At 48.1% G+C, this 24,715-nt stretch carries 29 protein-coding genes; 6 read left to right on the forward strand and 23 right to left on the reverse strand.

All coding sequences use genetic code 11. From position 1 onward, the window contains the following. Positions 1-61 precede the first annotated feature (61 nt). Both ACLJRE_RS20945 and ACLJRE_RS20950 read right to left on the reverse strand, forming a co-directional pair. The gene (locus ACLJRE_RS20945) at positions 62-550 is read right to left on the reverse strand and encodes a GyrI-like domain-containing protein (RefSeq protein ID WP_410957601.1); all 489 of its coding nucleotides are present in this window, start codon (positions 548-550) and stop codon (positions 62-64) included. Continuing rightward, on the reverse strand, positions 540-1,034 hold the full coding sequence (locus ACLJRE_RS20950; RefSeq protein ID WP_410957493.1) for an AAA family ATPase: 495 nt from the start codon (positions 1,032-1,034) through the stop codon (positions 540-542). Before ACLJRE_RS20950 ends, ACLJRE_RS20945 begins: the two co-directional genes overlap by 11 nt. A gap of 243 nt (positions 1,035-1,277) precedes the next feature. On the opposite strand from ACLJRE_RS20950, the gene ACLJRE_RS20955 reads away from it, so the two are divergent. Beyond that, complete coding sequence (locus tag ACLJRE_RS20955) at positions 1,278-1,631, forward strand: hypothetical protein (RefSeq protein WP_033904338.1); 354 nt, start codon at positions 1,278-1,280, stop codon at positions 1,629-1,631. 127 nt (positions 1,632-1,758) lie between these two features. Here ACLJRE_RS20955 and ACLJRE_RS20960 read toward each other — a convergent pair whose 3' ends face one another. From ACLJRE_RS20960 to ACLJRE_RS20970, 3 genes are all read right to left on the reverse strand, one after another. Beyond that, positions 1,759-2,505 carry a MipA/OmpV family protein gene (locus tag ACLJRE_RS20960; protein ID WP_023208048.1) on the reverse strand — a complete coding sequence of 249 codons (747 nt, stop codon included), beginning with the start codon at positions 2,503-2,505 and terminating at the stop codon, positions 1,759-1,761. An 83-nt stretch (positions 2,506-2,588) separates the two neighbouring features. Next, entirely contained in the window at positions 2,589-3,230 is a 642-nt protein-coding gene (locus ACLJRE_RS20965; RefSeq protein WP_410957495.1) for an IbrB-like domain-containing protein, read from the reverse strand. Then, complete coding sequence (locus ACLJRE_RS20970; protein WP_023208046.1) at positions 3,215-4,462, reverse strand: phosphoadenosine phosphosulfate reductase; 1,248 nt, start codon at positions 4,460-4,462, stop codon at positions 3,215-3,217. The genes ACLJRE_RS20965 and ACLJRE_RS20970 overlap by 16 nt, the downstream gene beginning before the upstream one ends. Positions 4,463-4,749: 287 nt before the next feature. On the opposite strand from ACLJRE_RS20970, the gene ACLJRE_RS20975 reads away from it, so the two are divergent. Beyond that, on the forward strand, positions 4,750-5,112 hold the full coding sequence (locus ACLJRE_RS20975) for a hypothetical protein (protein WP_410957497.1): 363 nt from the start codon (positions 4,750-4,752) through the stop codon (positions 5,110-5,112). A gap of 276 nt (positions 5,113-5,388) precedes the next feature. Here ACLJRE_RS20975 and ACLJRE_RS20980 read toward each other — a convergent pair whose 3' ends face one another. The 3 genes from ACLJRE_RS20980 to ACLJRE_RS20990 form a co-directional block, all read right to left on the reverse strand. Beyond that, positions 5,389-6,189 (reverse strand): nucleotidyltransferase domain-containing protein, encoded by an 801-nt coding sequence (locus ACLJRE_RS20980; protein ID WP_410957498.1) that lies wholly within the window; start codon positions 6,187-6,189, stop codon positions 5,389-5,391. Positions 6,190-6,500: 311 nt separating this feature from the next. Continuing rightward, positions 6,501-7,454, reverse strand: a complete 954-nt coding sequence (locus ACLJRE_RS20985; protein WP_410957499.1) for an Rpn family recombination-promoting nuclease/putative transposase — start codon at positions 7,452-7,454, stop codon at positions 6,501-6,503. 149 nt (positions 7,455-7,603) lie between these two features. Continuing rightward, positions 7,604-8,137 carry a hypothetical protein gene (locus ACLJRE_RS20990; protein ID WP_410957500.1) on the reverse strand — a complete coding sequence of 178 codons (534 nt, stop codon included), beginning with the start codon at positions 8,135-8,137 and terminating at the stop codon, positions 7,604-7,606. A gap of 262 nt (positions 8,138-8,399) precedes the next feature. On the opposite strand from ACLJRE_RS20990, the gene ACLJRE_RS20995 reads away from it, so the two are divergent. Then, the gene (locus ACLJRE_RS20995; RefSeq protein WP_410957501.1) at positions 8,400-8,702 is read left to right on the forward strand and encodes a hypothetical protein; all 303 of its coding nucleotides are present in this window, start codon (positions 8,400-8,402) and stop codon (positions 8,700-8,702) included. A gap of 98 nt (positions 8,703-8,800) precedes the next feature. Here ACLJRE_RS20995 and ACLJRE_RS21000 read toward each other — a convergent pair whose 3' ends face one another. Next, a complete protein-coding gene (locus tag ACLJRE_RS21000) occupies positions 8,801-9,058 on the reverse strand; it encodes a TfoX/Sxy family DNA transformation protein (RefSeq protein WP_410957503.1) in 258 nt (85 codons plus the stop codon). 268 nt (positions 9,059-9,326) lie between these two features. Between ACLJRE_RS21000 and ACLJRE_RS21005 the strand changes: the two genes are divergently transcribed. Both ACLJRE_RS21005 and ACLJRE_RS21010 read left to right on the forward strand, forming a co-directional pair. Next, positions 9,327-9,698, forward strand: a complete 372-nt coding sequence (locus tag ACLJRE_RS21005) for a hypothetical protein (protein ID WP_410957504.1) — start codon at positions 9,327-9,329, stop codon at positions 9,696-9,698. 68 nt (positions 9,699-9,766) lie between these two features. Beyond that, entirely contained in the window at positions 9,767-10,255 is a 489-nt protein-coding gene (locus tag ACLJRE_RS21010) for a hypothetical protein (protein WP_410957505.1), read from the forward strand. Positions 10,256-10,351: 96 nt separating this feature from the next. On the opposite strand, the gene ACLJRE_RS21015 is transcribed toward ACLJRE_RS21010, so the two are convergent. The 8 genes from ACLJRE_RS21015 to ACLJRE_RS21050 form a co-directional block, all read right to left on the reverse strand. Continuing rightward, the gene (locus ACLJRE_RS21015; protein ID WP_023208040.1) at positions 10,352-10,927 is read right to left on the reverse strand and encodes a DUF2913 family protein; all 576 of its coding nucleotides are present in this window, start codon (positions 10,925-10,927) and stop codon (positions 10,352-10,354) included. Between the two features lie 94 nt (positions 10,928-11,021). Continuing rightward, positions 11,022-11,561 carry a phospholipase D family protein gene (locus tag ACLJRE_RS21020; RefSeq protein WP_410957602.1) on the reverse strand — a complete coding sequence of 180 codons (540 nt, stop codon included), beginning with the start codon at positions 11,559-11,561 and terminating at the stop codon, positions 11,022-11,024. Positions 11,562-11,621: 60 nt separating this feature from the next. Beyond that, entirely contained in the window at positions 11,622-13,817 is a 2,196-nt protein-coding gene (gene trbC, locus ACLJRE_RS21025; RefSeq protein WP_410957507.1) for an F-type conjugative transfer protein TrbC, read from the reverse strand. Continuing rightward, a complete protein-coding gene (locus ACLJRE_RS21030) occupies positions 13,804-14,826 on the reverse strand; it encodes a hypothetical protein (protein ID WP_410957508.1) in 1,023 nt (340 codons plus the stop codon). The genes trbC and ACLJRE_RS21030 overlap by 14 nt, the downstream gene beginning before the upstream one ends. A gap of 133 nt (positions 14,827-14,959) precedes the next feature. Next, positions 14,960-16,258 (reverse strand): conjugal transfer protein TrbA, encoded by a 1,299-nt coding sequence (locus ACLJRE_RS21035; protein WP_410957509.1) that lies wholly within the window; start codon positions 16,256-16,258, stop codon positions 14,960-14,962. A gap of 143 nt (positions 16,259-16,401) precedes the next feature. After that, complete coding sequence (gene dqlB / locus ACLJRE_RS21040) at positions 16,402-16,497, reverse strand: DinQ-like type I toxin DqlB (protein WP_000247681.1); 96 nt, start codon at positions 16,495-16,497, stop codon at positions 16,402-16,404. Positions 16,498-17,372: 875 nt separating this feature from the next. Next, positions 17,373-17,468 carry a DinQ-like type I toxin DqlB gene (dqlB, locus tag ACLJRE_RS21045; protein ID WP_000247681.1) on the reverse strand — a complete coding sequence of 32 codons (96 nt, stop codon included), beginning with the start codon at positions 17,466-17,468 and terminating at the stop codon, positions 17,373-17,375. A gap of 498 nt (positions 17,469-17,966) precedes the next feature. Beyond that, on the reverse strand, positions 17,967-18,620 hold the full coding sequence (locus tag ACLJRE_RS21050; RefSeq protein ID WP_410957510.1) for a DUF5710 domain-containing protein: 654 nt from the start codon (positions 18,618-18,620) through the stop codon (positions 17,967-17,969). 224 nt (positions 18,621-18,844) lie between these two features. Here ACLJRE_RS21050 and ACLJRE_RS21055 point away from each other — a divergent pair, with 224 nt between their 5' ends. Continuing rightward, on the forward strand, positions 18,845-19,003 hold the full coding sequence (locus tag ACLJRE_RS21055) for a hypothetical protein (RefSeq protein ID WP_001644829.1): 159 nt from the start codon (positions 18,845-18,847) through the stop codon (positions 19,001-19,003). An 82-nt stretch (positions 19,004-19,085) separates the two neighbouring features. On the opposite strand, the gene ACLJRE_RS21060 is transcribed toward ACLJRE_RS21055, so the two are convergent. The 6 genes from ACLJRE_RS21060 to traW all read right to left on the reverse strand — a co-directional run bounded on the left by ACLJRE_RS21060 (position 19,086) and on the right by traW (position 24,697). Further along, on the reverse strand, positions 19,086-19,688 hold the full coding sequence (locus ACLJRE_RS21060; RefSeq protein ID WP_410957511.1) for a hypothetical protein: 603 nt from the start codon (positions 19,686-19,688) through the stop codon (positions 19,086-19,088). After that, positions 19,685-19,999 (reverse strand): hypothetical protein, encoded by a 315-nt coding sequence (locus tag ACLJRE_RS21065; RefSeq protein WP_410957512.1) that lies wholly within the window; start codon positions 19,997-19,999, stop codon positions 19,685-19,687. Before ACLJRE_RS21065 ends, ACLJRE_RS21060 begins: the two co-directional genes overlap by 4 nt. A gap of 155 nt (positions 20,000-20,154) precedes the next feature. Beyond that, positions 20,155-20,763, reverse strand: coding sequence for a hypothetical protein (locus ACLJRE_RS21070; RefSeq protein WP_410957513.1), 609 nt, complete (start codon positions 20,761-20,763; stop codon positions 20,155-20,157). Continuing rightward, complete coding sequence (locus tag ACLJRE_RS21075) at positions 20,760-22,910, reverse strand: DotA/TraY family protein (RefSeq protein ID WP_410957514.1); 2,151 nt, start codon at positions 22,908-22,910, stop codon at positions 20,760-20,762. Before ACLJRE_RS21075 ends, ACLJRE_RS21070 begins: the two co-directional genes overlap by 4 nt. Before the next feature lie 51 nt (positions 22,911-22,961). Then, a complete protein-coding gene (gene traX / locus ACLJRE_RS21080) occupies positions 22,962-23,480 on the reverse strand; it encodes a conjugal transfer protein TraX (protein ID WP_079916342.1) in 519 nt (172 codons plus the stop codon). Further along, positions 23,477-24,697: a conjugal transfer protein TraW gene (gene traW, locus ACLJRE_RS21085; protein WP_410957515.1), complete on the reverse strand. Its 1,221-nt coding sequence runs from the start codon at positions 24,695-24,697 to the stop codon at positions 23,477-23,479. The genes traX and traW overlap by 4 nt, the downstream gene beginning before the upstream one ends. Between the last annotated feature and the right edge of the window lie 18 nt (positions 24,698-24,715).

Here is a 24,715-nt window from a genome sequence, read left to right on the forward strand (position 1 = left end):
CCAATCTCATTCATAAGTGTTTGCATGATGCGCAACACAGTGTAGTTTTCCCTTCAGTACCCTATCTCTTAAGGCTGGAGCAGAGGCTGACATCAGCCTGCATCGGCTTATCGCTCATGCTGTGATAGAGCTCGAAGCAGGGGCCATTGCCAAACTCCAGGCCGGCAGCAACGATGTCGGCGATATGCTCCTGCCAACGCGGGCCATACTCACTGCGGTCGGTAATAAGATATCGGGACTGAGCGTAACGACCGGCGGGAATAAGCTGGATCTCGATCGCCCCCGTCCCCACCGTTCCCGCTGGCACCGTAACCCCGATGTCAGTGCGACACTGGGCTGGCGGGGTCACCTCGGGATTATCGTGATAGATGAAGATCCACTCTCCGCCTTCAAGGCCGCGGGTAAGGGCCCATTGATGCAACTGACCGTAGACCGAATCATATCCCTCGCCATAGGGACCGGTTACACGTATGTAGGCCAGAGTCCGGGCGTCCATCTCAATAGTTTTCATGTTATAAGGCATTGATTTTGTGGATACATCATAAGGCATCAACAATAGTTTCAACGCACTGCTTTACCGACAATTTTGAACTGTCAATTATCAAATGCTCCTGGTCCCATTGTTCGTAATCACGTGTGATGACAGCATTCCAGTCCGGTAGTTTTAATCCTTCGATATCTGAAATCCTGCTTTCTACACGTGAACGATGAGTATTCACATCTGAACAAATCACCTCAACCTCCAGGAATTTTGAGCCAGTAGATAAAGCAACCTCCCGATAGGCTTCTCGTGTAAGTAGTAGTGGGTTAACTGAATCTGCTATGACATTCAGACCCAGCTTCAGATTATCCCGGGCAAGTTCGTATGCCACAAAATACCCTGCAGGGCCCGTCTCTTTATCATGATTTTCTGCGCAACGGATTGCCTGTTCGATGGTATCGATACGTAAGTATACAGCGCCAAGTTCCCTCGCGAGAGCATTAGCTATGGTGCTTTTACCACTTCCAGGTAATCCGGCAAAGATGATAAACATTTTTCAAATCCTCTAATTATGCAGATTGAGTTTTATATCTCAGCCTGTATGTCAGTGATTTCCCTAATTTATCACTGCTGCTCCTGGGCTGGACAGTATCAGCCGGATCTCCAAGGAAAAAGTGAGAACATCTGCACATAATTATTTTTTGAGCTGCGGCAAGTTGTGTCAGTAAAGTCATCCTGTTCAGCCCCGCAGAGCGGGGAAGGGCTAAGGACACTTGATAGTCTTTCCGGAGTGAATATGAACAACAATACTCGATTTTTTATAAGAAAGAGTACGCAATATCCTGATTCAGAAACAACTTTTCTTGATGGTAGTTTAAGAAACTCAGTGAGATTAAATTCTTCTGCCATTGGCATAGGCACATATCAACCCGGCTGGCGCTGGTCTCTTCATGCCGGGGCAATGACGGGAAAACTGTCAGAACGTCATACTGGTTTTATAATTTCCGGTGAAATGATGGTGCGTGACAGCGATGGAAATGAAAATCTGGTCCACGCAGGTGAAGCATTTGAAGTGGCTGAAAATCATGACGCATGGGTTGTGGGCGACACCCCATGTGTCGCATTGGATTTCATTCATCTGCCACGTTGAATTAGCATCATTTCCCGGGGGAATACTTTCTTGTCAGACAGTTCATTAAAAATGTATGTTCATGAACTGATATGGTGGCTAATCCCCGACCTTTCAGGGCGGGGAATATCCATGTGGAAATATGCGTTCAGAACGTATAGGTTATCCCGGCAGAAAGCAGGCCACTCCATGATTTATCTACCATCGGGCTGTCGGTAATTTCGTCAGACAGACGCGTATAGCGTGCCAGACCATATACATTCCAGTTTCCCAGAAAGTTATAGTTTGCACTCATTTCCAGATACGGGTTCCAGCTGTCATTAGGGTTGTAGTTACGTAGCCCGCTGCGAGTGGACTCCTTACGGGAAATACCATAATAATATTTATTCTGGTTCTTGCTGTTCCACTCAACCCCGATTCCCGGAGTTAAGGTCAGTCTCCCTGTGGAGTAGCTATAAAGCCACGCAAGATCCCAGACGATACCATTGCTTTTATCCAGCGTATCACCCGCCAGGGTGGTACGCAGAAAACCTGATTGGGTATTATGTACGTAAGTCATCCCGGCCATCATGGTACTGTTTCGCTTGTCGAGACGGCGCAGATGGCGGTCATTACTGTCACCAGGCTTAAAATAAACCGGAGACCAGTACGCCGTGATCGACAGTTTATCCGTTTCGTCGTTCCACAGGTAATAACCGCCTTCTAATCCACTGAACCAGAAATGTGCACTCTCATAGTCGATAACCGGAACAGGATAAATATCGGTATCGTAATCTCTGTAAGGGTGTTCAACGACACCCACGCCAGCGCCGAGCGTAAATTTACTTTCAGCCTGCACCACGCCAGAAGAAACTGAAATCAACAAGATTGCTGTTAATGTACTGATTTTATGCATGATACATCATCCTTAATTACAGAATTAACGGACGATATGTCACCGCCCGGAATAGTTTTATTTGCGATAAGCTGCTGTCCACTTCAGCGAACCGTCCAGGCCGGGCTGAAATCTTCTTCTTCAAATAATTCAGTCAGTCCACTTATCTGTTTCAGACGAAGAACTTCATCCCTGTCCATTCCCAGCTCCTTGCCAATACGTTCATCTGCCCATCCGAGACGGGCAAGGTCTCTGACGATATCTGACATCGACGCTATCTGATGCTTCCCCCGGGCGCGGTTATGCCTGATCGTGGAGGCAATTCGTTCCGCCTGCCCCTTTCGTTCGGGATTGATGCAGGTGACGGGCAGCCAGCCTTTCAGGCGTTTTCCTGCTCCTGACTCGCGTCTGCCCAGCAACTGCCGGTGAAAACCATCCACGACCAGGTACTGACCTTTTTCTTCAGATACCACGACGGGCTGGGTAAAACCGTCCTCCTGCAGTGAGTGCTGCAGTAATTTTTTTTCTCCGGCAGCCATAACATTGGGGTTGTAATCGTTGGCCACCACTTCGCCGGCTTTCACCCACAACACCAGGTCCACAGGCTCCCGGGAAAAGGGACTGAGTTCATGAAGTGTCTGGCGTAAATGATTGAGGGCCGCCACTTTTTCGTCATCTGAAATCTGCTGACTGAAATACCGGGTAATGAGACTGGCCACCTGCTCCCTGGTTACAATATCCCCCATTCCTTCCTCCTCTGTTTCATACGCTCCTGGTAACGTTCGTAATGCCGGGGCTTATTCGGGCTGAAAGATAAGGTCCGGCACCAGAAGTCATTTTTGATGAGTGTTTTGCATATCCGCCGCCAGGAGGGAATGTCCCTGCTGCCGAGGTCATTCTCCTGTTCATCCGGAATATCCTCCGGATAACCGTGCGTCTGATACCAGCGCAGGTATACCGCTATCTTGTTCCGGTAATGCTCGGCTGTTTTCTGTGGCATAACATCGAGAAGAAACATGGCATAGCTTCGCCAGGTATGATGTGCTGGTCTGGAGATGCGTTTGCGCAGGGCAAAATAATCCCCACTTTCATTAGCATAAATGGCCCCGCTGGCCGCGCCGGACACACGGGCACACATTCGCGCCCAGGTTTCAGGCTCCAGTACATGATAAAGCCACAGACCGCGGCGCTGTTCGGGGCCAAAAGGCTCACAGACCCGCATATTCCGCAAGGGGACGCCGGCTCTGTACATCAGGTCATACAGTGGGTTGTAAATGGCTCCCGTACGGGCGTGGTAAATCCAGATGTCCCGGGCTTTCCAGTCATAGAGAGGGCACATCGTGTAATAAAACCCCTCGGGAGAAGCGGTGGTCCAGGGTTTGTCATCGGCATAACGAAGCTTTCGCTGGCTGGTCAGGCCTATAAACCGGTTCAGGGATTCATCAGCACGAACGCCGGTCAGTATGGCCACTCCACACTGATTGCCCGTAAACCATGTCGAAAACGCCGGGACAAACTCTTCAAATGTCATGGCGTAACGGTAAAAGGGAAAATACGCCATATCAGTAATGGCATCTTCCGGTGGCTGACGGACCCACTCCACATCGGGTTCCCAGCAGATCCATTCCGGCTGAAACTGTGAAACACCATTTACAGTCGTCAGCGGAAGTGCCACCCAGAAAAACATCTCCGTCACATCACTGTAGAGATCCTTCATTTTCTGCACATGTTCAATCGTGCACTGATACTGGGCTTCCCAGTCAATGAACAGGACAGAGAAACGCCGGTGCCTCCTGCGGGCTATTGTGGCGGCGATATGAAACAAAACGGTTGAGTCTTTTCCACCTGAAAAAGACAGGCAAACCTGAGAGAAGGTATCAAATATCCACTCCACACGGTCTGTGACCGCAGACAGCACATCCTCCCCGGTTCTGATCTTCTGTATTTGATTACGTTCCATAATGACGTTGTCTGTCATAAATACCTGAAGGCCAAGGCCCGGTAATGTTAAAATAACTGTTATGTTATCTATTAATCCAATTGTTACTGGGATGACAATATTAAGGTGGGTTTTCTGATTTATATTTGATCTGAGCCCCGAAAATGGAAATGTAAAGTTTAGTCACCTGATTTCTCAGAGTGCGGGCTAATATATGCAGAGAGCTATTTTCAGATATTGTAGTATTAACATTGCCGGGTGTGTTATCGTTACCGTCTGAAATTGTAATAACTCCTGCATGCATAAGAAAATCTTAAGGATAAGTTATGTCTGGAAGTATTCTCTGGTTCAGAGTCATCTCCGCTTTAATATTTCCCATTCTGGCTTCTGATGTCGCTGCTTCTCCTTGTTTCAGTGACAGTTATGCGACGAAAGACACACAAATGCGTTCCGGGCTCTCCAGAAACAGAGATTGTAATGATACTGATTCAAATTCACGGAAATCAGTAAGTGAAAAAATCATAGATTCTGTTGCTGAGAAACAGACGTTAAATCAACAAATTATGAAAATTGACCTTGAAATAGGATTATTGCGGACGAAGAAAGGAAGTATGACTGCACAGGATTATGAGAGTAAAATGCGTGAGCTGACAAATAAACGTTCAGCTTTAAAAAGTAAAATTAAATAATCAACGCAATAAAACTATTTCATCTGAATGGATATCATGATTGATTCAATAGCCCGTATACACATCCAGCATAAGTGACAAGCTAATGTAAAGGAGTTGTGCATGTATCCATAATTTGTCTCTCGTTATCCTGTTTTTGAGTACGGAAATACGGCGGTTTAACTATCCGGTTATGAAGTTGCGCTGGCGAATCGTGCCGCAAGTCCAATGAAAAACGTCCTTACCAGCGCGTCTTCTATGGCAGATAGCCTGCGGTAAAGCGGCCGGAGTCTGGATTTAACCCCTGTCAGAATACTCTTTCAGCATGGCAATGACCGCCCGACGTGCCACATCGTCTGCAATATTTTCGGGCAGAGCATCAGCACGAAGATTGATATAAGCATCAACAGCCATTCTGATGGCCATGCTGACGGAGTCACGATCGTGCGTTGCCAGCGTGGAAGTCAGCAGGCCATCAGGATCAATGCCGTGGAATTCAATGCGGCGAACTCCACGTTGCGGTAGACTGGCACGACGGTACAGCATAGGTCCCAGCACCTGCTCGCGGAAGAATGCCAGCATACCCATCGCTTCGAAGAGTTCGCCTCTTCCCAGCTTAACCACTGCATAATGAAGCCAGATCCAGGCTCGGGAATCAAACCACTCCGGCGTCATATTGGGCCAGTGAGCACTAAATTTTGCCAGTTGTCGCTCCAGAGCAGTGTTATCACAGGTAAATAACACTGCTGGCTCCTCAACGCGCTGAGTGAGCATTTCCAGGGTGACAAATTTCAGATCGACGTGAAGGAGTTCAGGGCCATACAGGCATATAAGCAGGCGAGGCTCTCCCACATGTTCCCCGGTGAAAGCATGCAGCAGATGGCCTAATGTCCCGGCAAGTTCCCTACGCTGCGCCATAATTTCGTCATAGTGGAGAGAATCAACAACAACGACAAAATCCAGATCGGAGTATTTATCAAATCCTCCATGAATCATTGAGCCGCCAGCGAGAAGGGAGTGAATCCGCGAATCAGACTGAAATTTAAGCTTGAGTTGCTCTGCAAAATTTCTATGTAAATCGGGTAATGTACTAAGCATACTTTTTCCTGTTCACAAAAAATACAAAGTATTTCAGAATATCGAGTAGTTTATATTCAGGCCAGATATTCTTTTACAGGAACAGTAATGTCCTTAGATAATTTACTTACTTAGCCGCATGTCCACTACCTGATTTTTGATATTAAAATGTCGCATTGCGTCTATTTGACAACCAGTGAGGGGAAGTGCCCGACACTGGTGAAAACTGTCAGTTCAGGTTTGAGCTAATTCACATGAGTACGTGTGGCACACGCTAAAGAAAACCCCGTCAGCACAGAACCAACGGGGTTATATTCAGGGGAACAGGCCGATTAATGGCGGATTAGATCCAGTTCGTCAGCAGCCAGACCGGTCATCTTCATGACGGTGCTGCGGTCGAGACCGTTTTGCAGCATGGTACGGGCCACTTCGAGTTTACCTTCGAGTTTGCCTTCATTACGGCCTTTCTCTTCGCCGATCTGGATACCTTCAAGGCGTCCTTTCTCAATACCTTTCTCGATGCCTTTCTGTTCAAGCTGTTGTGCGATGGTCATGAGTGCGTCTCCGTGTTGCGGCACACGCTGTGCCAGTTCGCGAACGAAGGCTTCGGAGTCAGCTGACTCGCCTGCCTGTAGTAGATAGTGTATCAGCGCAATCACCTGGGGTGAAGAGAGGTAATCCGCCATCAACAGCGTGACCAGACGATCGGTCAGCGTGGCGATATCACGCTGATGGATGTGCTTTTGCAGCAACGTCAGTGCCGCCATGCGGCGATGATTCATTATTTCATCATCCGGGATGACGGTCACATCTACCAGCGGATAAGCCCCGCCATAGACTTTACCCGCCAGTTCCGGATTATCAAACTCATCCAGCCATCGGGTGGAGTAGGGGTATGGGCTGCGTTTCCCCACGTAAAACAGCACCGGTATCACCAGCGGCAGTTTTTTATGGCCAGCATCGAGATGCCGTTGCATCGCGGCGACTGCATAGCGGGTCATGCGGAAGGCCATGTGAACATCCGGCGAGCTCTGGTGCTCAATCAGAACATGCACATATCCGGTCCCTTCAGTCGTTTCCAGGCTGTAAAGCACGTCGCTGAAATACTGGCGAAGGTCATCTTCGACAAAAGAGCCTGATTCGAGCTTGAGTGTACTGAGGTTGCAGATGGCGCGCAGTTCGGCCGGAAGGTGGAGTTCCATAAAGTCGCGTGCTATCTCTGGCTGTGCCAGAAACTGCCGGAATGCCGCGTCATGCGGTGTGGGTGTGCTGTTTTTCTTCTTCATCGGCCCTGACCTGAATGGTGATTTATCTATGGTACCACAAACCGGAAGCAGGGAATTTTGTTCATCTGTTGTCTGGCGGGGGCTGGCATGGGAGAGGGCAAAGCCAGGAGACAGGGAGAAAGAAACGAAACAAAGACCTTTAACAGAGGTCAGGAATAAGGCAGAAATCTGCAGAAATATCGTCGTGCATGTTCAATACGCAGTCCGGTAGTGGCAGAAAAATGTGAAGCCGCTGTGTCATATGTCAGAATGCCCGTTTGCACTTCGTAGGTGAGGCATAATGCTAACCTTTTGACTTTCTTCCTGAATTCAATCTGTTGGCGTCTATCAGCCTCCGGGGAGATACCTATAAGTGTGCTCACTGGTTTGTATTTTTTCCCACCATTTTGCCTGAAAACTAATTCATAAATTAAATAGCTGGCATCGTACTCTTCTGGCAGAGTGACAGACCAGTTACTGTTATTCCACAAATTCGTCAATCCAGGCATCCTGAAATTTTTACCCAGTGTTATATTGATTCGCTGTGTTTTGCTTCCGTTACGCAGAAAAATATGATGTATATTTTTCTTGTTGCTTATCCAGTAATAAAGTATTTCAATGCGGTTTAATTTTCTTCTTATAATAGAATGCATTTGCTGGAAATGATAATCATATAGATCTTTGCGAATGGTAATGTTTGTCATTATTATTTCTTTCTGTATTTTAATGGTTACAATAGTTTATGTTCTGAACAGATGAGTTCCATAATGTTTTCATTATTTCATGTATTCCGGACACTAAGTTATTTTCATTAGATTGCTTTAATTATTAAGTTTTGCTCAACATTAAAAATTTAACTTATGTATAAAATAAAGAGTCTGTCTATTAAATTGATAGGCATTCATTGCTTATTAGTTGTTTGATTTAAGTGAATTATATTGTATCGTTTTTCGAAAGGAGCTATTCATGAAAAAGAAAACAACGGTTTTAGGCAGTAGTGAAATGCAGGGTAAGTCCCGGTTAGATACGTTGGTTGAGTGTCTGTCGGAAAGTCGTGTTAAATATATTCCATCGGAGCCAACACACATTCTGAGTGTCCATTTGATAGAAACCAATAATGCCATTAAAGCATTCTGTAAAACTCATGGTGTTGTTATATCCTATTGCGGTTATATGGCAACCTGTTTTAAAGGGAATAAAGACGATCTCGTTAAACTAAAAGAGTTATTACCTGAAAATAAACAGGATTGCCATGTATCCAGACTTTGAAAAATGATGAAAAAATAAAATGTGAAGTGTGATTTATAATGAGCCAGGCTTCCGGTAGCCTTGCTCATTATAATCAGGACATTCACGGTGGTTAGCTGTTATTTAATACCATCGCTGTAAGTTTTTAACATCCGTTTGGATTCGGATGCCAGTTCCCGATAGTCTGTATTGCTAATCGCACCGTGAAGAACATAGAGATGGACAAGACACACATTGGGATGTGCGTGTTTTAGTCTGAGAAATGCCTTCTTGCTTCCTGCATTGATCAGGTCTTCAGGCGTGAATATGCCAACGCTATTGAGTTTTCTCTCAATCTCTTTACCTATATTCATCATCGACATCAGATTTCCCATCATCTTCTCCTTGTATTCAGGTCTCAACCTGAGTATTCACGCCTGTTTCCTGCAAACATGAAGCTGTCATCCGGACCGGCCATATCTCTTACGACATCATATATCAACGTTAAGGTTTCGAATACTGTCAGGGAATACCCGTTGCCTGACCAGTTTGAGTGTTTAAATCAGCATTTTTGGTATAAATATGTGGTGTTTTTGAAGGCACTATTCATACAGGTTTAAACTCTCGGTGATGACAAAACAGATTAATATGTCTTAAGGATTAAACATGTATGCGGATATATTCAGACCAGGCCTGATTCTTTTCTATTCAACATGCTTGATTATACCTGATGCCTTTGCATCTTCTTGTTTTTCTGATGATTGTAATGTTTTGAGTGGAAATATGAAAGACTCAAAGTCGACTCTCAGTGATGGTTCTTTTAATCCCTCTTCGGAAAGACAGAAAGATGTAAGTAGAAAAATTGTGGACGCTGTCTCAGAACGGCAAAAAATAAACCAGAAGATTATGAGTGTTGAACTTGAAATCAACCTGCTCAGAACGCAAAAAGGGAATATGCAGGAAACGGAGTACCAGAAAAGAATGAATGAGTTGATAAGTGAAAGGACTAAACTGAAAAGAACACCATATATAAAGTAAACTTATCCTTATATCAGCGAAGAATTGCGGGCATGAGAAACCCCTATGGAAGATTCCCGTAAGGAGCCATGATGAATAAAAATTATTACAGTACGATCAGTACAGTCACTCTGGAGAGATTCCGGGTTGCCCGGTATGTTGCTATAAGTCCTTCTCCTGAATTGCTGGTCATTCCGTACATGACGCAGTGGGCACAAAGAAGCGGACTACTTGATTATCCGGCTTATAAAGCCCAAAAGATCGGATGGGATTTCCCGTTTGTTTCAAAAGAGCAGAAGGAACGCTTTGGGCTGCGTGGATACGTGAGCGCATATATCATTCCCGAGGATTTTATCCCGGCGTGCGATGGCGCAGAACTTGCTTACATCGAGACTGACACCTATGTAACACTCACAATCACTGACCCACACAGTGATTCGTTCAGTAAAATCCCTGAAGCCTATCAGATACTTTCTGAAGCAGCCAAAACGTCACGCTGGGAAAACAGACTGGTCTTTGAGAAAGAGTACGAGGTGAATGGTATCCATTATATGGATGTATTTTATCCAGTGAATTAGTTATCAATCTACTGTGGATGTCCGGGAAAAATCAACAGTACCGTCGGTAACATTCGCTGGAGGTAATGCGCTCCGGGGAGCGCATTATCAGGCAGACTATGGGGTCAGCAGAAGGATATTGTCAGTGGTACTGATGACCGGAGATGGGCTGAGGAGATCGGACAACGTCCGGGAAATATACTCAGTGTCGCCGGTAACACGAATAGGCAGTGGCTTTATTTGCAGGCCTTCTTCACTGAAGGCTGCCTGCAACGCCGGCAGTTCGATATAGATAGCGGGTTTGAACGGTCCTTCCCACCCTTTTTTCCAGTCAGCGCTCGATACGGTGTAGCTTCTCCAGCCTTTATTTTTCAGCTCCTCTATCGCAAAAGTCAGCCGAAATAAATCGCTTTGTTTACTGATATCTTCACAGCAGGACTTGTAGATAAAAGTGAGCTTGCGTTTCAGTCCCGATATGATCCCCTGTTGTTTTCCGAGGCGGATCAGATAATCGATTTCACACGCAATCTCCCGTGGGAATAGTTTCTTTTTTTGTGCCGTTGTCAGCCAGTTCATTAAAAAAATATGTTCCTGAACGGAGTTGGTGACGATGTTATCGTGGCGGGCTATGCCAAGCGCAATCTGTGCGCACCATGCGAAATGGCCGAGTAAATCGGTAGTGTCTGTGGTCATGTTTGTTTCCGGATACGGTTTTGAGAACTGAGCGCACAAAGGTGTACGGTCAGGGAGAAAATCTGCGAGGGGATGACGCCAGATGAATACGGGGTTAATACGTTGATTTCCAGTCACGGCCAGCCTGCCAGCGTGACTGCCAGTGCTGAAGATATTGCTGTGCCAGTTCCGGTACATCCTGGATGAGGATGGCGTTCTCAGAATTGGACTTATTGGCGGCGCTGCTGAAATTATAAGAGCCGGTTTCAACGTTGGCGCCATCCGTAATAATGACCTTGTCGTGCATGAATTTGTATTTGCTGACCGTGCGCAGCGGGATATCAGCATTTACCAGCAGGTTCATCGCTGATTTACTGGCTTTACATTTTTCGCAGGTATTCCCTTTTTCATCGATAACGACCCTGACGTCAACGCCGCGTTTTTTGGCATTGATCAGGGCTTTTACCACCTCGGGCGAGGTAAAAGAATATGCCATCATCCGGACAGACTGCCTGGACTGGTTGATGGTATTCAGTACAACCTGCTGCGCGGTGCCTTCCGGAGAGAAACCCACCTGGATGGAAGCGGCTGTCACCGTGCATACCGGGATGCCAGCCAGAAGAACCAGTGTCAGTGACCTGAGTGATGCGCTCATGACATGTGCGGAACGGGATCTGAACATTGTTATTTCCTTATGCTGAATGGTGGGCGGGGGTTACTGCTCCAGGGGCATAAACGCCGTCGACTTTCTGGCCAGACGATGTGCCATTGCGTCAGACACCCTGAGCTGGTTCGGCTGTGTCTTGACGGTAAACCATTTTTTCCCGCGTTTTTTCAGGACGTCGCGCGCGGCTTCAAAGAGCAGAATGCCGCGCTGTGTCGGGGTGTAGCTGATATCACAGCGGTTATCGAGATCCATTGCGACCTTCATCAGTCTGGCCAGTATCGGGTCCATGAGCGGCGGTAGCGTGTGTGTTTCACTGCCGGCGATGATTTCATCCGTTCTCTGCAACAGCATGCTGACTTCCAGTTCTGACGGAGGAAGCAGGCGTCTGAGATGAGGATTCTGTGCGACCAGGTCGGCCTCTGTCGGCTTTCCTGTATCGATGAACCGGTTGATCCGAAGTGACAGTTTTGAGGATATCTTCTCACTATCCGGGATATAGATGGCACTGCCAGGTACCAGCGCGCTTTTGAAGGAGATGAACCCTTCCCCCGGATTAAGGTCTTTAAGTTCATCCAGCGTTATCCGGTTTTTCTCACGGATATAGGTGGTATTGGCCTCTTCATAGCTGCTGCTGACCGTACCGGGCGTCCGTTTCATCTCCCCGAGTTCGGCATAGTAGTCCTTCCCGGCCGTGGCTTTGGCCAGTTCAAAGGTGTCCTTTTCATCCTGCATGGCCATAAACCACTTCACGAGCGTGTTGGCGTTCACGGTCTGGTATTCACCCTTAAACTGTGCCACGAAGCGCTGAATGTCCTGGGCCGAAATGACCAGCATGACACCCAGACTGCGCATCTGTGCGGCGAGGTCATCCATGCCGGGCGCAAAGTAACTTCCCAGTTCATCATGCACATCAGGGAAGGGGAAAGGGTTATAAAATTTCGCACTGGTCAGTACATCCCTGCTTTTCCCCTCCAGCTGATAGCCTAGGTCACGGGCGATGACCATGCGTTTTGCTGAAATGTATAATTTCCCCAGGTTCGCGGATTCGCTTTTGGATAACTCCAGCGCAGGAATGAGCACGACCAGGGTACGATCGTTATGCAGTACATCGCTGAGATCGATGTCGCCGGCATCGGAAGAAAAGATATGGCCATAGACGTCGTTGAACATGGCCAGCATGCGGGAGAACTGCTGCGTCAGGAAACCATGCTGGTCATACACGCCCTGGTCCCACTCCGACGACTTGCTGACCAGTTCCATGCGAAAGCCTGCCAGATTACTGAGATACGCCTCCAGCGCACTGACGGCTTCGTCGTGCCAGCCGTTTTGCTTCGCTTCAATATACAAATCCGCCATTTCCTTCAGGGGCAGGTGCTTCTGTATCATCGACTGTGAGAGGCGGATATTCTCTTTCCTGCACTTGTAATACAGCGCATACACCAGACCATACAGCATGGGTTTGGCTTTATCCTGCCAGCCGGCTTCATTTGAACCGACCTGCGGTAACAGGGATTCCATCAGCTGGATGATGAAGGTTGCGGTGGCATCGCCAAAGAAGTTGATTGAGTTGGACTGAGGACGGGTCCGGTCATTGCCCAGGAGTTCGTCGAACCGGTCACGACCGCCGTTGAGAAAGTTGAGAACATAGTAATTATCCTCCTGCCCGTAACGACGCATCAGCGACCAGATGGCGTAGGCCAGTTTTGTTTCTGCCTTGCCATCGGAGAACATCATGCCCCGTCCCATGCAGAGACTGTTGAGCAGCAGAGACAGGAGCGCTTCGGTTTTACCCGAGCCGGTGGTGGCCAGCAGCTGCATGTGCCGCAGGCAGTCATCACGCGTCAGCCACAGTTCCCGGCCGAGGAACCGCCGTCTGGCATGCCCCAGGCACATAATGCCGGCAGATTTATCCCATACCAGTCTGCGCCGTGTGAAACGAAAAAGGCCCAACGGCCCTACAAATTCCAGTGCGTTTTCGCGTTCGGTGGTCATGTCAACACCGCCGATATCCTTTGGCATACGCAGCGGCATCCGGAATACCTGACCGAAGAAGGTCAGCAGCCAGATGGACGTGGCGAAAACGCCGGGGAGCAGTATCCAGGTCCGCAGGAATGTCAGCACCAGAATAACCACAAGCCCCGCCTGTACGGTGGCCGGGGCCAGCAGGTAATCGTCTATCCAGGTGGACTGTGTTATCTGTCTGACTCTTTGTTTATCAACAGGCTGGGTATTACCGGTGGTCATTGCCAGGCTCCTTTATGGGGGTATTCATGAAGCGGGCAAGCGCATCATCACTGGTGAGGGCGCTGAAGGGGATATCACGGCCATCATCTGCAATTAACTGTGGCGTGCCCGGGAGCTGGTAATAGTCAAAGGCACGGTCATTGATCGCGACAGCGTGCTCGCCGTCAGTGCAATTGGTCGGTGTCGGTGTGTCAGACGCAGTGGAGGAAAGAGGCATCACTTCGTCCACCTTAAAGAGTGACTGCCAGAGCTGCGCACGTTTTTGCGGCGCAGCGCAAAGTACCGGAGTCACGGCTTCAGTGGTCTTTTGCTTTCCAACCAGCGTCACAGGGAAGATGACCACGTTGTAATCACGCGTCAGTGCTTCAAGCGTGGGTTCGATTTGACGGCAGCCAGGGCAGAACGGATCGGAAAAAACATAAATCGTCCGCGCACGGCCGCCGGATAAATTAATGGTGTAACGACCGCTGTCGGTGGCCTTTTTAAGACTGGCAGCACGGATAACCCGGGAGTCGTCAGGTGTAACCTGGATGGATGGCTTAACCGGCGCGGGTTTCTGCTGCGTAACATCTGAACGTGGCGCTGCTGCGATGTCCACGGAAATGGGCTCATTTCTGGCGGGTTCTGAAAGAGACAGAAGCGGGAACGGGGGATGGATTCTGCGTTCATCAGGCCGGTACATCTCTCTGGCTGCGGCGGCAAGTAATAATGACGCCAGTACAATCACCAGTATCATCCCCAGGACTATCAGAGCCCTTTTATTCTGCACTTTATGACGGTGCTGTCTTTCATCCTGCACAGCCTTCAGCAGCATGGCCGCTTCTTCAGGCGTTTCAGCCTGGTAGATCTCCTGGGGGGACTGCGTTTTGCTGTCATGCACCACCACGTTCCCACGAAGATAAAAACGACTTAAGGGGCCTGGCATAACCAGAAATAACGGGGTTTGTGAATTACCAGCGTAAGCTGCCAGCATCCCGTTCTTAAACAGGACGGAAAAGGTATCAGACATGATAATTAACTCCTTGTTATACAGAGATAAATGAGGGGGGATTAATGCAGGGTCTGGTAAATATGAAAGCAAATCACACAAATAATGAAAAAGACCAAAAACCGATCAACAGCGCCTTTCATTCCTGTGATCCTTATTTTTGCGGCCTGAAAAGGGGCTGAGAATTACTCTGGCTTTCCTGCGGGATAACCATTTCTGGTGTATGCCCGGCGGAGGGCGTCACAGTGGGAGGGATATCAGCATTGTGCAGAAAAACCAGGTCATCGAACGTGGTACTGTCCTCTTCCTCCTCAATACGGGCACTGCGTTCATGGTCGTCGATAACCATGCCGATATTACGCAGGTCATCCTCCAGACCGCGCACAGCAAAAGCGGTCAGATTCTCAGGCGCAGGGATCACGACTTTGAGTTTTTTAGACAGCTGTGAAACCAGCGATTCCCATTGTGCCGCCGTCACCACACCGGCTCCCTCGACAAAGCATTTACTGCGATCTGATGAGGACAGCACATACCACAGTGTCCGGTCGATACCCTTCAGCCACCGGAACTGACCTGCAGGCAGGCGCAGATCCTGCGCATGCAGCGCTGAAAGTGCCGTGCGTGTTGTGCTGTGCCGGCGTATCCAGGCTTTCGCCTGTGGCGTGGACATCACCTGTCTGAATGCCTTTTCAGCGAGGCTTAATTGGGGATAACCGCGCTTATTACCGTGTTCGCGCTGACGTTTCCCGCAGGAGCGGTTTAACGCATCCCGCAGTTCAAGTGCCGCAGCTCGATCGTCGCAAAACACCTGCAGGCCGATGATGGCCACCAGGGCGCGCTCATGCGCACAGAAGCTGGACTCGCTGAACAAAGGTGTTCCCAGCTGGGCATCGAAGGCCTGTCTGGCCCGCTCATGGTCAAGGCGCTGTCCGATCACCAGTTTATGGCTGATGGCAAACTCATCCGGGGTCATGGCGCTGCGGTGTTCCGGCGGGTCCACGTTCAGTAACTGTGTTTTCGGGTCACCGTACTGCAGGGCAGGGATAATGGCCGGGGAAAAGGTGGACATAATCTTCGGCAGTGTATGTATGTCAATTTTTCGGCGGGTGATGCTTAGTGGATGGTTGCGTGTGGCCACAAGGCCGTACACCGTGACGGGAAGCATAAACACATACAGAATACCGGCAGTCTGGTTCATGACCTCCAGAAACTCGCCCAGGCTCAGGTCTTCCACCCTGTTACTGGCCCAGGCCAGCAGGTTAATTTTCCCGGCAACGTAGGTGTGTATCGATGCGAAGTCTGCCAGATACCACAGGTAATACAGCATGGCACAACATGCATAGTAAAAAATTGAATGAAATATGGCGATGGCTATCAGTATCAGGGCCAGCGCCATCAACATCATAGTCCCCTGGTCATTGTTGGGTGACGGGGTGGGTTGATAGGCAGACATGACAAAGTCTCCGGTTAAGGATGGTGAAGTTGAGGTCGGGAAGTGTTCAGTAGAACGTGACGGTCCGGGTGTTTAAGAAAGGAAGATTTGTTAAAGGGCGGGAAGCGGTTATCTCCCCGCCCTTAGCTACGTTTCCGCTGTCATCAGTCGATGAAATTGCGGATCAGTTCCAGAACAGCAATCAGCGCGTTTGCAAGCGCAGCTACTGCCCTCAGAACGATGATTAACAGGTTAACCATCCGTTTCTCCATCATATGGAGAGAGAACACCACAGTTTACTCTTCCACTGCCTGTCACTGTGGCTCTCTTTGTGCTAGATACAGAGCGTTCTCCTCCTGCCAGAGCACCGGACACAGCACCACCTGTTTGTTCAGCCAGGACTTTCAAATCGTTCATACCCGGTTACGCTGGGGTTAAGGGCAGGGAGAAGCAAAATAGAGCTAACCTATAGATTGTACTTGCACGAATATAATTATTCACCCTGTTTTCAGCCACTTGATGTATACAGCCTGGAGAAAATTGACACAAGGTGTCTCTAACCATATTATTAGAGGGCTAGATACAGAGCGTTCTTCTCCGGCTAGAGCCACCAACTCGATACCGGAGCAGTAAAAAAGCCGACCTCACCAGTCGGTTTTTTTGCGTCTGGATTCTGGCGTACAATGCTGATGTTGGATATTGAGTGTTCCTCTCTGGTCAGAGCCACCAACTCAGCACTGGAACAGTAAAAAAGCCGGCTTCACCAGTCGGTTTTTTTACGTCTGGATTTTAGGTTATAGTACAGACGTCAGTTGTAGAGTGATTTCCTCCGGTCAGAGCCACCAACTCGATACCGGTACAGTAGAAAAGCCGACCTTACCAGTCGTTTTTTTACACCAGAATGTTGGTGGGAAGCCGAGATTATGAGCTATACAGAACCTAAAATGCCCCGTAGGGATTGCCTGTTTGATGATGTCCTGAATCTGTCAGTTGCGGGTGCAGACGATTTAATAGCGGCGCTGGAGAGTGAGCCTGTAGTGCACGAAAAATTACTTAGGGCTGCCCAGGCATATAAAGATTTATTAAAGGGCGGGGAGCGGTTAATTCCCCGCCCTTAGCTACGTTTCCGCTGTCATCAGTCGATGAAATTGCGGATCAGTTCCAGAACAGCAATCAGCGCGTTTGCAAGCGCCGCGACTGCTCTCAGAACGATGATTAACAGGTTAACCATCCGTTTCTCCATCATATGGAGTGAGAGAATCTCCGCTTACTCTTACATTGCCTGTCACGGAGCATATCTCATTGTTAGATGATGATGTTCCCACTCCGGTCAGAGCACCAGTTAACGGCACCACCCGTAAAACTGGTCAGGGCTTTAAAAACGTTCATGCGCGTTTCCGGAAGGGAGTATCACAGAGCTAACTCCATGATTATACAGCCTGCTATTCGGACTTCTACCCTATACTTGAGAAATCACCCTAAAGGTAATATTATTGAAACGTTAGATGATGATGTTCTCTTCCGGTCAGGGTCACCAACTCAGTACCGGAGCAGTAGAAAAGCCGACCTCACCAGTCGGTTTTTTTACGTCTGGATTCTGGTGTATAGTGCTGATGTTAGGTGTAGAAAGATTTCCTCCGGTCAGAGTCACCAACTCAGCACCGGAGCAGTAAAAAAGCCGACCTCCCCAGTCGGTTTTTTTACGTCGGTATTAACCCATATGCTCTTTCTATATTATGCCCATATACGGAAACCACTCCCCGGAAGTGAAGAACTTCTCTTCCGAGCCAAACCTGAAATGCAGGTGTTCGTGCGAAATGCTGCCACATGATGCAGAAAAGCTTTGTTCGATTCTGGTGAGATAGATTCCAGAGGCTTGTTCCCGATTCGATGGTGTAAATGCACCATCAACCTCACAATGCAACTGAAAATCTCCTTGCTTCATATGACAGTGCTTACAGTGATTCATCCAGTATTTTTCATCTACGGTCTTACTATAGTCCTTTGATAAATAGTGCGTTATCCGTTCAAAATTTTTCAGGATATGGTCTGGAATATCATAGATATAGAATATAAATGCAGGGTTTTCATATTGTTTCCAGTAAATGGGACCATCACCATCCTGCTTAAGTGCCTGATGTCCCTCAGGAAGAAGAATTGAGGTCACTACAGTTTCACATCCGCACTTCCAGCATTGGCTGGATGTCTGAGCGATATACCAGTGAGGTGCGATGACATTACAATCTGATAACCATTTCAAGAAGTGGTCAACGGATACGCCATCAGGCACATACCAGGTTTTGTTCGCAGCGTCCCATCTGGCCCCTAACATTTTTGCTTCATCTTTTTCAGCGTAGGGTACGTTAATGTCTATCCTTGCCATGCTATAACCCCGACTCTTTAGTAAACATAAGGAGGGGAATCCCCCCTCGAGTAAGCAGTTAATGCTAACAAAGGAAAATTTTTCTAAATTTGTCAGGCGTTCAATTTTTGAAATCAGGTCTAAAGTAAGAGAGCTTTAGATGATGGCTTATTACTTGTTACTTGATTTTATTTAAAACCTCTATCGTTCTGATATTTAATAATTTTTATGTAAAGGAGAATGACATGAGCACACAGACTCGCATCCCAGATAGTGACGAAGGAAGCACCAGTATGGGGCTGTTCAACGATCCTGAGCAGGATAAAGAGGATCTACGATCCCTTAACCAGTTCATGGAAAAAGCAGGACTGCTTACGGATGACGAATTCTTCGGTAGCCTGTAACTGTGTGACATCGTGGCATACAGCAAGGCAGAAAAAAGAGCACCTAGATAGGTGCTCTGAGAGTTGAAACTATAATCGAAAATCAAACTGTCTGGAGGTAGAGTTGTTTTGTCTTGATATATTCAGAAAACTCATGACCAACATTTGAGGCTGGTTTGTATTCAGGTGTCAGGAGAATATCGAGTTTGTGACAAAAAGCTATGCTTTCCTCTTCACTTCTGAACCCCATAACAAATGTGGGACATTTAATATCACGAAACTTAAAGGTTACAACGTTCTCTCTGGATTCATAACCAGACCATGTATTAAAATCGATAGCTTTTATAAGAGGATCTTTGTGGTAAAGTGCAAGTGCAAGTATCGTTTTGTTTTTATCATCAAAACCGATGTATTTACCCATTTCCCATTTATACAACTCTAAGTGTTCTTCAGGTTGAAATAATTCGTTTTTTAACGATTTCAAAATGGCCATGTTCCGTGTAGCTTCAGATCTCCTTATTCGCCTTATAAATAAAACCATTACTAATGAGGCCACAAGAAAGACAAGTCCGAATGCATAATCACGGCTAAATATACCTTCGAACAAAGCAAGTAGAATAAACATTAAGGCCAAGCCAGCACAACCTGTTGAAATCACACCCAAGAGGGATATAAATAACTCTCTGTAGATATAAGTTTTTTTCATTTCATACCATCCTGTCCATTATTGGGGACGCTAGTGTTATTTTCATGTTTTATACCGGGTGCGCGTTGAAGTCCATGAGAAAAACCAGCAAACATGCTTTTAGCTGACTCAGCCATTCCGCCAAGAATGCTTGCTGCTTCACGTCCATCTAGCAAAGAAATTACATAATCTGGAATTGTAACTTGAAGAGCAAAAACTCGGGATACAGTAGCGGTACAAATACGAGCGCAAATCATTAGCAATCCTATAATAGAGGCTATTCCGGTAATTGAGTTTGACTGAATATTAGCTATTACTGATCCAAATAACATATTCAGCAATGTTCCAATAGCTACGATAACACTGGAGAAGTAAAAAAACGGCCTTACCAGTCGGTTTATTTTACGTCTGAAGTCTGTCGATTAGCACCAGGAAGAAAAAAGAGCACCTGGATAGGTGCTCTGAGAGTTGAAACTATAATCGAAAATCAAACTGTCTGGAGGTTGAGTTGTTTTGTCTTGATATATTCAGAAAACTCATGACCAACATTTGAGGCTGGTTTGTATTCAGGAGATAGAAGAACATCGAGTTTGTGACAAAAAGCCATGCTTTCCCCTTCACTTCTGAATCCCATAATAAATGTGGGAAAGTTAATATCACGGAACTTAAAGGTTACAACGCTCCCTCTGCACTCATAGCCAGACCAAGTATTAAAATCGATAGCTTTTATAAGAGTGTTCTTGTTGTAAAGATCAAGTGCCAGTATCGTTTTGTTTTTATCATCAAAACCGATGTACTTACCCATTTTCCATTTATACAACTCTAAATGATCTTCAGGTTGAAATAATTTGTTTTTTAACGATTCTAATACAGCCTTGTTTCGCTTTGCTTCAGTTTTTCTGATCTTTCGTATGCCGAAAAAAGCAAAAAAAGAGGCTAAAAGGAAAACTATCCCTATAGTGCCAGCAGATATAAAAGATTCGTTAATGTCTAAAATTGCAATTGATAAGTATATTACGGCGTAAAAAAAACATCCTGCTGTTATAATGGCTAACAAGAGTATAAATAACTCTCTATAAATATAGCTCTTTTTCATTTTATACCGTCCTGCCCGTCGTCGGGGGATTTATTGTTACCGTTCGATTTTAAACCAGGTGTTCGCATAAGTCCATGAGAAAATCCAGCAAATAAGTTTTTAGTTGACTCTGCCATTCCTCCAAGAATACTTGCTGCTTCTCGCCCACCTAACCATGATATAACATAATCAGGCATGGTAACTTGTAATGCAAATACTCGAGTAACAGTTGTTGTACAAATTCTTGCATATATCATTAGTAAACCAACTAACGTCACAATCCCTGTTATAGAACTTGCTTGAACATTGGCTATGACTGGTCCGAATAGCATATTCAATAGGGTTCCAATAGCCACGATCACCAGACTAGCGAATGTAAATCCAAGAACCATTAGCATGGGCCGAATCTGTGCATCTATTAAGAAAATGTAGCCATAAGCAGAACGACTACCTTTCTCTTCTTCTGTCCCTATATGCGTGGCAGCCCATAATGAACCACCCGTTGCACCAACTAATACGCTTACAATCCAGTTTGCGCCCGCTGACAACCAAAAAATAAATGGAATTAGTGGAAGATAGATTGAAAGGCTGAATCCAATACCAAAAAGTACTAGCAAGATGAAGTATACGAATGGCGATATGGTATTTATAGTGTTCTTTAATAATTCACTACCTTTGAGTGAAAGAACTGAAGCGATTATTCCAGTGAATCCATTTCCATATGTGTCCACGGAAATTTTTACCGCGCTAAAGGTGACAAAAACTAATTCCGTGCTCATTAAAGTATAATCGCCTATTGCTTTCATTTTAAGCAATGGATTCATTTGGTTACTGTTAACCTGGTTGCTTCCAATATTTAATTTTGCTATGTATTCAGTTAAACCCAGAAACGGCTTGTCTAAAATATTAACGAAGACAGCATCAGGATTCGATGAGTCTTTAGCTTCTTGAGTATTCTTAGCTGTTTGAGTTCCAAGTGGGGGTGTGTATGGTGAATTCTGAAGCTGTGCCTGATAAGCCGTCATGACGTTATTTAACGTATCGCTGACGCCAATATCGCCCATAGATGACTGACCGCTGACCACTGGTTTGAGTGCTACCGCATCGTTGACTTTCTGGTTAGCTGTCGCGAACGTCTGATACCACGCCCCCAGAGAGAGCCAGCCACTTCTCTTGAGTTCTGTTGTCATTGCGGTGGCCAGTTCATCGCCATTCCCCTGTGCGTTGACGACTGCATTGATCGAGTCCTCATAGGTCCGGGCGGCCTGCTGAATGGCCGTTTCTGCATCTGGAAGGGTGCCACCGCCGTTCTTCTGCTTGTTCAGCAGGGCAGTGACAAACGACGAGGCGTTCTGGTTCAGCGTGTTCTGCATCTGATTCATGGCGTTACGCTGAGCCGACTCAATGGCATCCGTGTTTACATCCGGCGCGAACAGCCAGCCGGTCAGGCTATGTTTACTCGATGCCGGCAGTCGGGCCGAACCGCAGCTGGCGCTGCCGTTGGAGATTTCAAAACCCTCTGTGGTGGTTTTGATAGCCATCAGTGGGGTGTCGCTTTTGCCATACTGACTGTACATGCCGCTGAGTTCTGCGTTCGTGGCGTACATGCACAGATTCATCTCATAGATGGCGCGCGCAGAACTGACGGTCTGTGGCGCCACCGGCTGCATCACCAGTGAGTAACCCTGTTTCATCAGGTCCGCAATTTTGTCGGTCATCAGGTTGGCGCTACCGATGCCCATCACGGACACCGCCCACAGAAATACCAGCTGGGCGAGCGACCAGCCGGAGGCGGTCGGCACCAGGAACAGGAATCCCGCGACGGTGGTCACCACAGCCATTGGCGTGGCTCCGCTGCCAAACACTTTCCCCGTATGCCCGGCTTTGGTGATGTGTTTGAGGCTTATCAGCAGAAACCAGATGACCGCGAGGGCAAAGACAATTCCGTTAAAGATGAAGAACAGCTGGCCGACCATTGTCGCATTGGTGGATAACGGGTCAGTCACAACGTCCCCGAATATCATCACCAGAAGCTGGCGGGACAGGTCGGTTGAACGTTTCGCTGCCGCTTCAATGCTGTCAAAGCTCACGGCGGTATCAGCGAGTGCTGACTGCGCCCACAGTACATTCACCAGAACACTGGCACAGAGGATTCGTAACCATTTCATAAATTTACCCCGGCCTGAATGACCGTTAATGCAGGATGGATGAGAGTGGCGTTAACGCCAGGGGAGCAGAGTCATGCGTATCCAGTGGGTTTCCCGGCGAAAATCCGTGAACGTGCCTTTTTCCGCCTCGCTGACCCGGCGCTCGCGTAACTGCCACAGCCGCCAGGTACAGATAATCGCCTGCAGAAACGGGATGCTCCCGAGTCCCAGCAGAACGACGATGATGACCCCCACACGAATGAGCAGGGGCGCGACATATATCCCGCTGGCCAGCACCGCCAGGAACAGGCCGGTGGCCAGCAGGATGGGGATACCGGCCATGACCAGATACAGTCGCTTACGCCGCAGCTGGCGGCGCGCGATACTGGCTGTATCCATACCACTGGCCGCCACGGCCTCCGCCCAGGATAACCCGGGCTGCCGGCGACGTCGGGCCATCAGCTTTTTGGCCACCCGCATACGCTGCAGCTGCTTCGCAAAGGACGGAATGATTTTGTTTTTGGTATAGCGGGCTTCTGAAAGCGGAAGGAAGATATTGGCCAGCCAGTAAAGGCCGGTTTTCATTTTCATCTGGCGTTCCCCGCTTTCACCTGCTCCATTTTGGCGGCCAGTTGCGGCCGGTACTGCTCCGTGGCCAGCAGGGCAAGCACCTGCCCGGTGAGAATATTGTTCTTTTCCAGCTCACGCTTTGAGGCCAGCGCCAGCCAGTTCCCCAGGTTCTGCACGCGGATTTGTTCCCGGATGAGGTTGTCACCTTCCATCTGCTGCAGGTCAGATAAGTAGGCAGTGTTGGCATAGCGCCTGCCCACCTCAAACGACTCAAACTCCCGCTGGGATAACTCTCCGGATGAGCGCGCCTGTTCTGACGCGGTGTCGTCAAAGTAACTTTGTGCTGACGGCACCCTGAGCGCATCTTTCAGGGCATCCCTGGTGGCCTTGTTGGGGGTACTCGCCGCAATCATGGCCATCTGCGGCTCCCGGGCCGCGTCCATGATGCCCTCGTACTGCGTCATAAGACCGGCATACTGCTTACCGGAGGCGGTTTTGACTTCACCTTTCCCAAGCTGGCGACCCGCTGCGGGCGCGGTGGTGTTGAGGGTGTAAGCGACGGCGGCATCAATCTGCTTCTGCGTGAACGTTAAGTCGGGTGTTTTACCCGGCTTACCGGCCCCGTCGAGCAGGGAGGCCAGCTGCTTGTCACCGCCCGGATACTGCGATACAGACGGGCACAGGTCGGTACCGCCATAAGCGGCATAATCGGTTTCATCACACCACTGCCCGTGGATGGCGGCACTCTGGTACTGCACCTGCTCTGGTGCCGGGGTGGCGTCGGTCAGTGCGCGTTTGATGGTTTTGTTACTGACGCCACCGCCTCTGGCGTAGCTGCCCTGCGTGGCGCGGGCCTGGCTGCTGACCCGGGCAGCCGAGCCTGATGTCGACTCCGTACAGATGGTTTCAGGTACAGCAAAACTTCGCCGTGATTCTTCCAGCCGTTCTGACTGGCGCGCAAAACTGTCCTGTGTGGACCTGGACTGTTCTGCCTGCTCAATTGAGGATGAAATCTTGTTGGCGCTGGCATTGATGGCCGCTCCCACCTGATGCTGGGTGGTGGCAATTTCGGTCAGCGTACCGTTGGCCGTACTGAGCTGGGGAACAATCTGGGTGGTAACGGGCACACTGCTGGTTACATTGACCGGGAAAGCCTGTGCCGGTGTGGTAATGAGGAATGAAATCAGGGATAGCGTAAAGACAGCTGGCCGGGAATACCGGCGGAGATGTTTGTCCATATTTTGCTCTTTGTGTGT

This window comes from Salmonella sp. SAL04157 (genome assembly GCF_046551635.1).
Lineage (GTDB): Bacteria > Pseudomonadota > Gammaproteobacteria > Enterobacterales > Enterobacteriaceae > Salmonella > Salmonella enterica.

Bases quoted from the DNA above. Each gene is read 5' to 3' on its own strand.
- ACLJRE_RS20970 (WP_023208046.1), bottom strand. From the start codon at position 4,462: ATGACAGACAACGTCATTATGGAACGTAATCAAATACAGAAGATCAGA.
- ACLJRE_RS21050 (WP_410957510.1), bottom strand. From the start codon at position 18,620: ATGGCAAGGATAGACATTAACGTACCCTACGCTGAAAAAGATGAAGCA.
- dqlB (WP_000247681.1), bottom strand. From the start codon at position 16,497: ATGGTTAACCTGTTAATCATCGTTCTGAGGGCAGTAGCTGCGCTTGCA.
- ACLJRE_RS21005 (WP_410957504.1), top strand. From the start codon at position 9,327: ATGTATGCGGATATATTCAGACCAGGCCTGATTCTTTTCTATTCAACA.
- ACLJRE_RS20995 (WP_410957501.1), top strand. From the start codon at position 8,400: ATGAAAAAGAAAACAACGGTTTTAGGCAGTAGTGAAATGCAGGGTAAG.
- ACLJRE_RS21000 (WP_410957503.1), bottom strand. From the start codon at position 9,058: ATGATGGGAAATCTGATGTCGATGATGAATATAGGTAAAGAGATTGAG.
- ACLJRE_RS21075 (WP_410957514.1), bottom strand. From the start codon at position 22,910: ATGAAATGGTTACGAATCCTCTGTGCCAGTGTTCTGGTGAATGTACTG.
- ACLJRE_RS20990 (WP_410957500.1), bottom strand. From the start codon at position 8,137: ATGACAAACATTACCATTCGCAAAGATCTATATGATTATCATTTCCAG.
- dqlB (WP_000247681.1), bottom strand. From the start codon at position 17,468: ATGGTTAACCTGTTAATCATCGTTCTGAGAGCAGTCGCGGCGCTTGCA.
- ACLJRE_RS20975 (WP_410957497.1), top strand. From the start codon at position 4,750: ATGTCTGGAAGTATTCTCTGGTTCAGAGTCATCTCCGCTTTAATATTT.
- ACLJRE_RS20985 (WP_410957499.1), bottom strand. From the start codon at position 7,454: ATGAAGAAGAAAAACAGCACACCCACACCGCATGACGCGGCATTCCGG.
- ACLJRE_RS21015 (WP_023208040.1), bottom strand. From the start codon at position 10,927: ATGACCACAGACACTACCGATTTACTCGGCCATTTCGCATGGTGCGCA.
- ACLJRE_RS21055 (WP_001644829.1), top strand. From the start codon at position 18,845: ATGAGCACACAGACTCGCATCCCAGATAGTGACGAAGGAAGCACCAGT.
- ACLJRE_RS20955 (WP_033904338.1), top strand. From the start codon at position 1,278: ATGAACAACAATACTCGATTTTTTATAAGAAAGAGTACGCAATATCCT.
- ACLJRE_RS20965 (WP_410957495.1), bottom strand. From the start codon at position 3,230: ATGGGGGATATTGTAACCAGGGAGCAGGTGGCCAGTCTCATTACCCGG.
- ACLJRE_RS20945 (WP_410957601.1), bottom strand. From the start codon at position 550: ATGCCTTATGATGTATCCACAAAATCAATGCCTTATAACATGAAAACT.
- ACLJRE_RS21065 (WP_410957512.1), bottom strand. From the start codon at position 19,999: ATGTTATTTGGATCAGTAATAGCTAATATTCAGTCAAACTCAATTACC.
- trbC (WP_410957507.1), bottom strand. From the start codon at position 13,817: ATGACCACCGGTAATACCCAGCCTGTTGATAAACAAAGAGTCAGACAG.
- ACLJRE_RS20960 (WP_023208048.1), bottom strand. From the start codon at position 2,505: ATGCATAAAATCAGTACATTAACAGCAATCTTGTTGATTTCAGTTTCT.
- ACLJRE_RS20950 (WP_410957493.1), bottom strand. From the start codon at position 1,034: ATGTTTATCATCTTTGCCGGATTACCTGGAAGTGGTAAAAGCACCATA.
- ACLJRE_RS21035 (WP_410957509.1), bottom strand. From the start codon at position 16,258: ATGTCTGCCTATCAACCCACCCCGTCACCCAACAATGACCAGGGGACT.
- ACLJRE_RS21070 (WP_410957513.1), bottom strand. From the start codon at position 20,763: ATGAAAAAGAGCTATATTTATAGAGAGTTATTTATACTCTTGTTAGCC.
- traX (WP_079916342.1), bottom strand. From the start codon at position 23,480: ATGAAAATGAAAACCGGCCTTTACTGGCTGGCCAATATCTTCCTTCCG.
- ACLJRE_RS21030 (WP_410957508.1), bottom strand. From the start codon at position 14,826: ATGTCTGATACCTTTTCCGTCCTGTTTAAGAACGGGATGCTGGCAGCT.
- ACLJRE_RS21010 (WP_410957505.1), top strand. From the start codon at position 9,767: ATGATGAATAAAAATTATTACAGTACGATCAGTACAGTCACTCTGGAG.
- ACLJRE_RS21020 (WP_410957602.1), bottom strand. From the start codon at position 11,561: ATGAGCGCATCACTCAGGTCACTGACACTGGTTCTTCTGGCTGGCATC.
- ACLJRE_RS20980 (WP_410957498.1), bottom strand. From the start codon at position 6,189: ATGCTTAGTACATTACCCGATTTACATAGAAATTTTGCAGAGCAACTC.
- traW (WP_410957515.1), bottom strand. From the start codon at position 24,697: ATGGACAAACATCTCCGCCGGTATTCCCGGCCAGCTGTCTTTACGCTA.
- ACLJRE_RS21060 (WP_410957511.1), bottom strand. From the start codon at position 19,688: ATGAAAAAAACTTATATCTACAGAGAGTTATTTATATCCCTCTTGGGT.